Source organism: Cupriavidus sp. 2TAF22, from assembly GCF_052115045.1.
Taxonomy (GTDB): domain Bacteria; phylum Pseudomonadota; class Gammaproteobacteria; order Burkholderiales; family Burkholderiaceae; genus Cupriavidus.
In genome coordinates this window covers 124,501-135,562 of sequence record NZ_JBFRFX010000020.1, presented here as the reverse complement: position 1 = coordinate 135,562, position 11,062 = coordinate 124,501, and the positions used below count along the sequence as shown (strand labels likewise).

Genomic DNA, 11,062 nt, shown 5'->3' with positions numbered 1-11,062 from the left:
GGGGCCACCTGCGCCGCGGCCGGCTCCTGCATCCTCACCGGCGCGGCGGCAGCGGGGGCCGGGCTCGGCGCCTCTGCCGGCGCTGCCGCGATGGGCGGACGCAAGGTATGTACGGGTGCGGAAGCAGCGGGAGCCGAAACCGGCGCAGCCGCCACCACGGCAGCGGGYGCGACAGCGGTGACAGCGGTGACAGCGGTGACAGCAGCGTCTGCGGCCGCGCGGCCCGCGGACGCAGCGGCACGTGCGGGCCGTGCCTGCTGACCCCCGCCCTGCGCCGGAACGGGCGCAGGACTGGCCGAAGGACGGAAGGCCAGCATGCGCAGCAGCGTCATGGTGAAGCCGGCGTACTCGTCTGGCGCCAGGGCCAGCTCGCTGCGGCCCAGGTTGGCGATCTGGTAGAACAGTTGCACTTCCTGCGCATCGAAGCTGCCGGCAAAGCGCCGCACATCCGCGGCCTCCGGCCATTCTTCCTGCACCGATGCGGGCACCGCCTGGGCCAGCGCGACCTTGTGCAGCAGCGAGGCGAGATCCTGCAACGCCCCCGCAAAGGACAGGCTGCGATCGGCCATGCCATCGGCCACCGCCAGCATGGCGGCGCCATCCTCGGCCGCCAGCGCGTCCAGCAGTTGCACCAGGTAGCTCTGGTCGATGGCGCCGAGCATGCCGCGCACCGCGCCCTCGGATACCTGGCCGGCGCTGTACGCAATGGCCTGGTCGGTCAGCGACAGCGCGTCGCGCATCGAGCCGTGCGCGGCCTGGGCCAGCAGGCGCAGTGCGTTGGCGTCACGCTCGATGCCTTCCTCGCCCAGGATATGGTCGAGGTGGCCGACGATATGGCCCGGCGGCATCTGCTTGAGGTTGAACTGCAGGCAGCGCGACAGCACCGTGACCGGGATCTTCTGCGGATCGGTGGTGGCCAGAATGAACTTGACGTGCGCGGGCGGCTCCTCCAGCGTCTTCAGCATGGCGTTGAAGGCGTGGTTGGTCAGCATGTGCACTTCGTCGATCATGTAGACCTTGAAGCGCCCCGCGGTCGGCGCGTACACCGCCTTGTCCAGCAGGGAGGCCATCTCGTCGACGCCGCGGTTGGAGGCCGCGTCCATCTCGATGTAGTCGACGAAGCGCCCGCTGTCGATCTCGGTGCAGGCCTTGCAGACCCCGCACGGCTGTGCGGTGATGCCACCGTTGCCGTCCGGCCCGAGGCAATTGAGCGCCTTGGCCAGGATCCGGGACAGCGTGGTCTTGCCGACGCCCCGCGTGCCGGTGAACAGGTAGGCGTGATGCAGCCGCTGTTGCTCCAGCGCGTGCGTGAGCGCGCGGACCACGTGCTCCTGGCCGACCAGCGTGGTGAAATCCCGGGGGCGCCATTTGCGCGCTAGCACTTGATAACTCATGGCGGCGATTGTAGCAAATGGCGGCCGTCGTCCAGCGGGGACTTCGCGCGATCCCCTGTATTTGACCCGGCTTTGCGCTCCGGCTTGCGGTCTGCGCCCGCGCCGGCTATCCGCACTCCCCGACGTAGCCGCAATTGGCACACTTGGCGCAGCCGTCGACCTTGTGCAAGGCATGGGCACCGCACTCGGGGCAGGGCTTGCCCGAACCGAGGCCCAGGCCCGCCGCCGACTGGCCCGCCGCGCGAGCCGGCTGCCCGGCGCCGGCCGCCTGCCCGCCGATCGCTTCCGGCCCCCTCCCCTCCAGCACGGCGAGGCGCGCCGCAAGCGCCGCCACCGGCACCTGGCCACCTTCGGCGTCAAGGAAGCTCCGCTTGATCAGGATGCGCTGCAGGGCGTAGCCGATCGCGGCCACCTCGGAATCGTGAAAGCGCGGCGCCTCGCTGCCGTCCTGGCGCACCAGCGTGCCGTAGCGCACCGTGCCCTTGTCCCACACCACATTGCGCATGTCGGCCAGGGCCTTGGCGATGGAGCCGCCCGAGCGCGCCACCATCGACAGCAGGCGCATGGTGGAGGTGATCCACTGCTGGCCGTCATTGCGCTGCCCGGCCGGCATGAAGAATTCCACCGGCCGCTCCACCGCCACTGGCTTGCCGTCCAGCACGCCGGCCACACGCATGAAGTTGACGGTGAGATAGACGGTCTTGTGCCCTTCGTAGGTCATGTATTCGACCTTGGATGTCACCCCTTCGAGGTCGCCCACCGGGCGGCTGCCGAACGGCTTGCTCAGGGGATCGTCGGCCTGCGCCGTCGCGGCGGGCGCTGCCGGCGCGTCCGCCGGCACCGACAGCACCGCCCCGAGCACGCTGTTGGGGCGGTAGGTGGCAAGCCCCTTCAGCCCGGCCCGCCACGCTTCCAGGTAGAGATTCCGGAAGGCCTCGTAGGGATAGTCCTCCGGCACGTTGACGGTCTTGCTGATGCTGGTATCGATATAGGGCTGCACCGCCTCGAGCATCTTCATATGGTCCAGCGCCGACATCTGCAGCGCCGTGACGAAGCTGTCCGGCAGTTGCGCCATGTCGGCGCCGAGATGGCGGTAGAGCCGCCAGGCATGGTCGGCCACCTCGAACACCCGGTAGCTGTCGTCCGCCATGCGCTTGCGGCGGTTGTAGGTCCACGAGAAGGCCGGCTCGATGCCGTTCGAGGCATTGTCGGCAAACGCCAGCGTGATGGTGCCGGTGGGCGCGATGGAGAGCAGGTGCGAATTGCGGAGGCCGTCGCGGGCAATGACATCGCGCACGGTCTGCGGCAGCCGCCGCGCAAAGCCGCTGGCCAGGTATTCGCCGGCCTTGAACAGGGGGAAGGCGCCCTTCTCACGCGCCAGGCCGGCAGATTCCAGGTAGGCGGTGTCACGCAGGGTCTCGGCGATGCGCGCGGCCAGGGCGCGCCCGGCTTCGGCATCGTAGCGGATGCCCAGCATCACCAGCGCGCTGCCCAGGCCCAGGAAGCCCAGGCCGACGCGGCGCTTGGCATGGGCTTCGGCGCGCTGCTCGGGCAAAGGCCAGAACGTGATATCGAGCACGTTGTCGAGCATGCGCACGGACAGCCGCACTACTTCCGCGAAGGCCTCGAAATCGAAGCGGGCATCCGCGCCGAAAGGCTGGCGCACGAAGCGGGTCAGGTCGATCGAGCCCAGGTCGCAACAGCCATAGGCGGGCAGCGGCTGCTCCGCGCAAGGGTTGGTGGCCTCGATGCGTTCGCAGTAGTAGAGATTGTTGTCGTCGTTGATATGCGAGAGAAACAGCACGCCGGGCTCGGCATGGTCGTAGGTGGCCTGCATGACCTGGTCCCACAACTGCCGGGCGGGCACGCGGCGGTAGACCCACTGGCCGTCGTCGCGCCGGTAGGCCCCGGCGGCGATGACCTCGGCGCCAGGCTCGGCCTCGTGGACCAGCTCCACCTCGGCGTTGGCCTCGACCGCGCGCATGAAGTCATCGCTGACACCGACCGAGATATTGAAATTGGTCAGGTCCCCCTTGTCCTTGGCGTGGATGAAGGTCTCGATATCCGGATGATCGCAGCGCAACACCCCCATCTGCGCGCCGCGGCGCGATCCCGCCGATTCCACCGTAGCGCAGGATGCGTCGAACACCTTCATGAACGATACCGGCCCCGAGGCGCGCGAATGCGTGCCCCGCACCAGGGCGCCGGCCGGCCGGATCGCCGAAAAGTCATAGCCCACGCCGCCGCCGCGCCGCATGGTCTCGGCCGCTTGCGCCACGGCGGTATAGATGCCGGGCTTGCCGCCGCGCGCCTCGGACACCGAATCCCCCACCGGCTGCACGAAGCAGTTGATCAAGGTGGCCTCGATGCGCGTGCCTGCCGCGGAGTTGATGCGCCCGGCCGGCACGAAGCCCTGCTCCTGTGCCCACAGGAAGCGCTCGGCCCAGCGCTCGCGGTCGGCCGGGGCTTCGGCCTCGGCAAGCGCCCGTGCTACGCGCAGGCGCACATCGGCAATGGTGGCTTCCTCGCCCTTGGCGTACTTCTCCAGCAGGACTTCGGTGGAGATGTCCTGGGGTGGCAGCGTGGCACGGAGCATCTGTTCGTTGGCATTCATCGCTGGTTCTCGCTGGTCTTGCCGGGCTTGTGGCTGCGGTGCCCGCCGGCCTGCACGGTTTCAATATGGCGCTGCCGGGAAGCCCCCGGCCCGCGCCAGCCGATCCATTCATCCGATCAATTTCGAGGGAAATCGCCAGAGCCGCCCGCTCTAGGTTACAATGCGCACCGGACGGGCCTCCTCGCATGGCGGCGCGGTCAACCTGGTCAGGTCGGGAACGAAGCAGCCACAGCCGTTTTCCGCCAGTGCCGAGGGTCAGGCTCGTCCCCCAATTCTTCCTTGCAGCGTACGCTCTGCAATCCCGCCTTTCGCAAGACCTCCCCGTATCATCGAGTATTTGCCGACTCTGGTATTTGCCGGCACTGGTTTTGCCGGCGCACCGCTACGCCCGTGGCCTGTCGCTTCGCGCCTCGCTCGCCAATGCGCGCCGGCCCGCCTATTGTGCCGCGCCGGCCAGCGCATGCCCTGATCCAGGACAAGTCTAGAACAGGGAGCCCTGGCGTGCAGCCTGCAGCGCATCAGCCACGATCCACTCGCCGTCGGCCGTGGCCACGCCCGCCTCGACGCGCCGCCCCGGAAACATCGGCCTGACTGCCGCCACATAGCGCGCAAGCTGCTGTGCGTAGGCTGCATGCTCCTGCGGCAGCAGGCGCAGCTTGTAGTCGATGATCACCACGCGCGCGTCGAACTCCACCAGGCGGTCGATGCGTAGCAGGCGGCCGCGCGCGTCATACAGCTCGACCTCGTTGCGGGCGCTGCGCGCACCCTGCGGGAACAGCAGCGGCCGCAGCGCCGCCGAGTCGAGCATCAGGCGCGCGGCATCCAGCGCGGCCTGCGCCTGCGTCCTCCACAGTTCGCGCGCCTGGGCGTCGCCGCCACCCGCAAGCGGAAACCAGCGCATCACCGTTTCGGGCGCGGGGAATGCCTCGAACGCCTCGGGATAGCGCGTGATGCGCTCGAGCAACGCGTGCAGCAACTCGCCATGACGGGCCGCGTCGGCATCGAACACGATGGCGTGGCTGTCGTCTTCGGCGGGCTCCTGCGCGCTGTCTTCATCCTCCCATTCGTATGCCGGCACCAGCGTGTCCGCCGCCTCGCGGTAGCGCTGACGGAAATCGGCATAGCGCACGCGCGCATCGTTGCCGGCCAGCCGCTCGCCGTCGGCATGGGCCGTCGACGGCGGGCGGGCGTCCACCAACGCGCCGACCCCGGCCGCCTGCAGGCGCGCATACCAGCTGCCGGCGATCTCGCGGTTGCCTTGCGCACTCTCGGCGCTGCGCGATGCGCGCCCCTTTACGCCGCTCACCAGCAAGCCCTGCCGCGCGCGCGTCATCGCGACGTAGAGCAGGTTCCAGTTCTCGCGCTCGGCCAGCGCCGCCTCGGCTTCGAACAGTGGCGCGCGCGCCAGCCCGCGCGTGCTGCGCTTGCCATAGGCGGAGAAATGCACCGGCACCGGCGACGCCGGCGGCCAGTCGACCAGGATGCCGCCGCGGTCGGCGGCGGCGTCGCTGTGGTTGGCATCGAGCAGCACCACGAACGGCGCCTCCAGGCCCTTGGCGGCGTGCACGGTCAGGATGTGCACGGCGTCCAGCGCGCTGTCGGCGACATCGGCATCGGCATCGCCCTCGGCGTCTTCCGCGTTGTCCGCCATGCCACCTTCGTCCGGGCTTTCGCCCTCTTCGCCGCGGCGGATTTCCTGCAGCTCATCGATGAACTTGGGCAGGCTCGGATAGCGCCCACCGTCGAGATCGAGCGAGAGCTTGAGGAAGGCATCGAGGTTGGCCAGCACCTGGTCGCGGATCTCGGCGGGCGCGGCCTCGGCATAGCGCCGGCGCACCTCGCCGCCGTGATAGATATGGTCGATCAGGTCGTGCACCGGGCGGTGCGGCGCCACCTCCAGCCAGTGGCGCAGGCGCGCCACGCCATCGCGCAGCGCCGGGCTGGCAAACTCGGGCAGGCCCTGCTCGCGCAGGCAAGCCCACCAGCCCGGGCGCGGCTCCTGCGCCTGCGCCATGCGCGCGATGGCGACCAGGTCGTCGTCGGTGGCGCCTACCAGCGGACTCTTGAGCACGTGGGCCAGGTCCAGGTCCGACTCCGGCGTCATCAGGAAGGCCAGCAGCGCCGACAGGTCGAGCGCCTCGAGCGTGGCCAGCAGGCCGCCGCGGCGCGGGCTCAGGCAGGGGATGCCAGCCTCGCGGAAGGCACGCTCGTATTGCGCCAGGTGGGTCTTGCGGCGTACCAGCAGATGCATGTCGCTCCAGCGCGCGGGGCGCGCGCCGTCGCTGTCCGCTACCGGCACCGTGGCGCGGATATGGCGCAGCCACGCGGCCACGCGCCTGCCCTCCTCCAGGCGCAGCGAATCGCCCTCGTGCTGGCGCGGCTGGGTCAGGGTGTCGCGGTGGGTGGCGGCGGGCGCGGCATCGCGGGCTTCGTCCGCGCCATCTTCCGCGCCCTCTTCCGTGCCCTCGTGGGATTGCGCCTCGGGCTCGACCAGCGGCAGCAGCCACACCGGGCCGCCGGGCTCGTCCAGCGCGGTGGTCTGGGTCTCGAACAGCGGATAACGGCCGTCGGCGCGCGCGCCATCGAACACGGCATTGACCCAGTCGAGCACCTCGGGCCGGTTGCGGCGCGTGCGGTTGGTGCGCAGCACGGTGGCGCCGAAGCCGGCCTGCAGCATCTCGCTGGCGGCCTGGAACAGCCGCGCGTCGGCGCGGCGGAAACGATAGATGGACTGCTTCGGGTCGCCCACCAGGAACACCGTGGGCCGCTCGCCCAGCCCTGCATAGCCAGCCAGCCAGCCCTGCAGGATGCGCCACTGCAGCGGATTGGTGTCCTGGAACTCGTCGAGCAGCAGGTGACGGTAGCGCGCGTCGAGGCGGACCTGCAGATAGGTGGCGGTTTCTTCGTCGCGCATCAGCTTTGCCGCCAGCCATTCCAGGTCGGCGAAATCCATCGCGCGCTGCTCGGACTTGTGATGCTGGTAGCGCATCAGCAGCGCATCGCCGAGTTCGTAGAGCGCCAGGTTGACGGCCAGCACGGCGGCCTCGCAACGACGCTGCGCCACCCGCTCCAGCGCGGCGCAGAACTCGCCATGCCCGGCCACGAACGCCTCGACCGCGGCTTCACCGCCCAGCGCCTTGGTCAGCGCGGATGTGGCGCGCAGCGAGCGCGGCTTGCCGGCGGCGGTGAAGAACGCATCGCGCAGGACCACGAAGGCGCGCTCGGCGGGCTCGCCGCCTTCGCCGCCGCTCTCGCGCCAGGCGCGGATCGCCATCAGCGCGTCCACCAGGCGCGTGGCGTGAGCCTGCTCGGTCTTGCCGCCGCGCCCCAGTTGCGATGCCATGTCCTGGCAGGCGTCGAGCCAGCTGTCGTCGGCCAGCACCTCGAGCAATACGTCGACGCGCGCGTCGTCGCCGAGATCGGCGGCCAGCGCCTCGGCGGGATCGGTGCTCTCCTTGAAGGCAAGCCACTCGCTGCGCGCATGGAACATGGCATCGAGCAAGGCGCGCGCCTGGAATTCGCCGATGGCGTCCACCAGCTGCTCGAACGCCGCGCGCAGCGCGGCATACGGCGGCGTGGCCAGGGCCTGCCAGAACGGCGCCCACGCCTCGCGCTTCATGCGCAGCGCGTCCTCGCGCAGCGTGGCGCCGGGCACGATGCCCGATGCCAGCGGCGCGCCGCGCAACAGCGTGCCGAACCAGCCATGGAACGTGTCGATCGCCATGCGACCCGGCGCGGCCAGCACCTGCGCATGCAGCCCGCGCGCACGCGGCAGCGCGGCGCGCGCGGCAGCCTCCGGCAGCCCGCGCTGGACCAGCGCGGCAATCACGGCTTCGTCATCGTCGCGCGCGAGCTGCGCCAGCACTTCCAGCAGGCGCTCGCGCATTTCCTCCGCGGCCTTGCGCGTGAAGGTGATGGCGAGGATCTCGTGCGGCGCCGCGCCCGCCAGCAGCAGGCGCAGCAGGCGCGCCACCAGCAGCCAGGTCTTGCCGCTGCCGGCGCAGGCCTCCACCACCACCGAGGCGGCGGGATCGCACGCCGCGCGCGTGAACTCCGCTTCGGCGACCGCTGCGCCGTCGCGCAGATAGGCGTGGATGCTCATGCCCGCCCCCCGACCTGCGGCGGCAATGCCGTGCTCTCCCAGAAGCCCTTGCGGCACAGCCCTCGCGCGGTGCAATAGGTGCATGCGCTGGCGTCGCCGAAGGCCGGCATGGGCGCGTCCTGCCGCAGGCGCATCACGTCCTCGCGCAACTGGCGCGCGAGCCACGCCACGGCGGCATCGAAATCGGGCAGGCCCACCTCGCGCTGGGACGCGGGCGTCCCGTCCCTGGTGCCCTCGAGCGCCACCCAGCTGCCGACCTTCACGTCGGCGCGCAGCAATCCATAGAACGGCAACTGGCAATCCTCTTCCACATCCGCGACCTTGCGCTTGAGGCGCAGCACGCTCTGCGTCTTGTAGTCCAGTACCGCGCGGCTGCCGTCGCGCGCGCGGTCGAGCCGGTCGATGCGGCCGTTGACGCGCAGCGGCTGGCCATCCGGCATGGCCAGGTCGACCGTAGCGTCAAGTTCGCCGCCATCCCAGAACCAGCCTTGCGCCTCGCGCTCGGCCTGCCACGCGACGTAGGACGGCAGCACTTCGCACCAGCGCCGGTAGTAGCCGATGGCGTTGCCGTCCTCGCGCATCAGCGCGCCGAATTCGTGTTCGGAGATTTCGCGCAGCCGCGCCAGGCGCGCATCGTCATGGCGCAGGCCATCCTGCGCGGCCTCGCGGTGATAGCGCAACAGCACGCGGTGCAGCAGTTCGCCGATATCGCGCTTTTCGAGATCGTCGCTGACCACCTCGAGACCAGCCAGGCCGAGCATGCGGCCGGCGAAGAACTGATACGGACAGCGGCGCAGCATGTTGTACGCCTGCGCGCTCCAGCGCGCAGGCACCAGCTCCGATGCCGCCGGGGCCGGCATACCGCCGACCTCGGCAAAGGTGTCGTGCAGCAGCGGCAAGGCGCTGGCCTCGATCGGCACCCCCGCGCGCGAGCACAGCGCGCTGAGCCGCTCGAGCCAGCCCGAGACGTGCTTGGGTTCGCCGCGCGCGCCGAGGCGCTGCCAGGTCAGCATCACGTCGTCGTTGTTGAGCAGTACCTCGGCGAGATCTCGCGCCTGCTGGGCGAAGCGGACTTCGCGGTCTTCCAGCGCGAGCTCGCGGCGCATCTGGTTGGAGAAGAACATCAGCTCGGCCGCGCTCGAAGGCAGCTGGCCATCGTCGCAGCCGACCACCACCACGCCGTCGAAGCGTCGCATGCGCGCGCCGTTGAGCGGCAGGATGGCGATGCGCGCGGAGCCGCTGGCCGACGGCTCCTTGTAGGCCACGGATTCGAGCAGCGCCGACAGCATCGAGCGGAATTCCGCCAGGTCGAGCGTGGCGGCCGCGCCGGTCTCGTCCTGCGGCAGCTCGGCCAGGCGCGCCAGCGCGTCGAGCAACTGGCGGCCGGCGTCGTCCGCGGCCAGGGCCTCGCGCATGCCAAGCGCATCAAGCGTGGCGTCGAGCCGCTCAAGCCAGGTGGAAACCGGCTTCTGCGTGCGGCCGCGCGGCCATTCGCCGGCCTCGGCGGCCAGCCGCTGCACCAGCTCGCAGGCAGCCTCGCGCGCGGCGTGGCGTGCATCTTCGCCGGGCTCGCCGGACGCTTCCGACACTTCGGCCAGGCTGTCGCGCCTGGCCTCCGGCGCGAAGCGCTGCTGCAGGCGGCGCCAGCCACCGCTGATGCCGTCGCGGCGGATCTGCCGCTCGAGCGCGGCGATGGCCGCGCCGCGCCCGGCGAAATCGGGCAAGCAGAACGGGCTCTTGAGCAGGTCGAGCAGCGCCGCGGTATTGCCGTCCTGGTTGAGCAGGTCGAACCAGCGCATCAGCGCCGCGGCGGCGCGCGTGGTGGAAAGCTTCCAGCCGGTTTCATCGCGCACCGGCGCGCCGGCGCGCGCCAGCAAGGCGCGCGCGCGCCGCGCGACCACGCGGTCGTGCGCGACCAGTGCCACGTGGCGCCGGCCTTCGTTGAGCCACTGCACCAGTTGGCCGGCCGCGGCCGCGGCTTCGTCCTCGAAGCGCGCGCTGCCAACCACGCGCACGCGCGGACGCTGCGCCGGCAGGCCGCGTGGCGGCGCGCGGCCTGCCGCGGACGCCTGCGCCCCGGGCAGGCGCGCCTCGGGCCATAGCGCGAGCAAGGTGTCGTACCAGTCGTGAGCCTGCGCGCCATCTCCGGCGCCATTTCCGGCGCCATCCTCCTCGTCCGGCCCTTGCGCCAGTGCGGTCCAGTCGTAGCCGATGCGCATCACCGGCACCAGTTCCGCGGCCTGCTGCAGGAACGCCTCGTCGATCGGCGTGGGCGGCGTGGGGCCCAGCCAGATGACGGGGCCGTCGACGTGCGTGGCGAGCCGGTGCAGCGCGCGGCGGCGCGCCGGCAAGGGATCGTCCGGGCCGGACAAGGCTTGCCAGAAGGCCATCACGATGCGCGCCTCCTCGCCGAGAAAGCGCGATGACAGATGCGCGTAGGTCCGCTCCAGCGCGCCCTGCAGCAAGGCCGCGCGGTCGTCGCCGTCGATATCCTCGTCGCGGATGGCCGCGTCGTCGAGCCAGCGCGCGCTCAGCTCGTCGCTGATGGTGAGCAGCGTCTGCGCCAGGCCCCAGGCGGCGGCTTCGGTCTGGGCGCCGAATGCGCGCCGCAGCCAGTCTTGCGACCGGATGGCCTGCTGCACCGCCAGCAGCCGCGCCGCATGGCTGCGCACCGGCTGCGCGTCGGGCGGCATATCCAGCAGCCAGTGGCCGAGCGTGAGCACGCGCGGCAGCAGGCGCGGCGCACCGGCCGCGCGCGCGGCGGCATCGAGCGCCTGGCGCACGCCGGGGATCTGCGCCGCCGTAGGCACCACCACGTGTGCGGCGGCCTGCTGCTCCCCGCAGCGGTCGAGGAAATACCAGGCCGCGGCGGCGGCCTGCGGCAGGAAGTCGGGACCGGGGCGGAATTGCAGCGAAGTCATGAAACGGAAGTGACGGCCGGAAGGAAGGTCA

At 70.9% G+C, this 11,062-nt stretch carries 4 protein-coding genes and 1 other RNA gene; 1 reads left to right on the top strand and 4 read right to left on the bottom strand.

Annotation, left to right across the window (positions count from 1 at the left end):
- Both AB4Z48_RS23555 and AB4Z48_RS23550 read right to left on the bottom strand, forming a co-directional pair.
- Positions 1 to 1,394, bottom strand: a 1,394-nt coding sequence (locus AB4Z48_RS23555) for a DNA polymerase III subunit gamma/tau (RefSeq protein WP_441618383.1), incomplete at its 3' end; no start/stop codon positions are given.
- 106 nt (positions 1,395 to 1,500) lie between these two features.
- Complete coding sequence (locus AB4Z48_RS23550; RefSeq protein WP_441618381.1) at positions 1,501 to 4,008, bottom strand: adenosylcobalamin-dependent ribonucleoside-diphosphate reductase; 2,508 nt, start codon at positions 4,006 to 4,008, stop codon at positions 1,501 to 1,503.
- Positions 4,009 to 4,178: 170 nt separating this feature from the next.
- On the opposite strand from AB4Z48_RS23550, the gene ffs reads away from it, so the two are divergent.
- An RNA gene (ffs, locus tag AB4Z48_RS23545) (signal recognition particle sRNA small type) lies at positions 4,179 to 4,277 on the top strand.
- Between the two features lie 212 nt (positions 4,278 to 4,489).
- Here the strand turns inward: ffs and AB4Z48_RS23540 are convergent.
- Both AB4Z48_RS23540 and AB4Z48_RS23535 read right to left on the bottom strand, forming a co-directional pair.
- Entirely contained in the window at positions 4,490 to 8,110 is a 3,621-nt protein-coding gene (locus AB4Z48_RS23540; RefSeq protein WP_441618379.1) for a UvrD-helicase domain-containing protein, read from the bottom strand.
- On the bottom strand, positions 8,107 to 11,031 hold the full coding sequence (locus tag AB4Z48_RS23535) for a PD-(D/E)XK nuclease family protein (protein ID WP_441618377.1): 2,925 nt from the start codon (positions 11,029 to 11,031) through the stop codon (positions 8,107 to 8,109). Before AB4Z48_RS23535 ends, AB4Z48_RS23540 begins: the two co-directional genes overlap by 4 nt.
- Positions 11,032 to 11,062: the final 31 nt, after the last annotated feature.

What these genes read in the sequence shown, in the direction of transcription:
- AB4Z48_RS23550 (WP_441618381.1), bottom strand. Translation starts at nt 4,008, where the DNA reads ATGAATGCCAACGAACAGATGCTCCGTGCCACGCTGCCACCCCAGGAC.
- AB4Z48_RS23540 (WP_441618379.1), bottom strand. Translation starts at nt 8,110, where the DNA reads ATGAGCATCCACGCCTATCTGCGCGACGGCGCAGCGGTCGCCGAAGCG.
- AB4Z48_RS23535 (WP_441618377.1), bottom strand. Translation starts at nt 11,031, where the DNA reads ATGACTTCGCTGCAATTCCGCCCCGGTCCCGACTTCCTGCCGCAGGCC.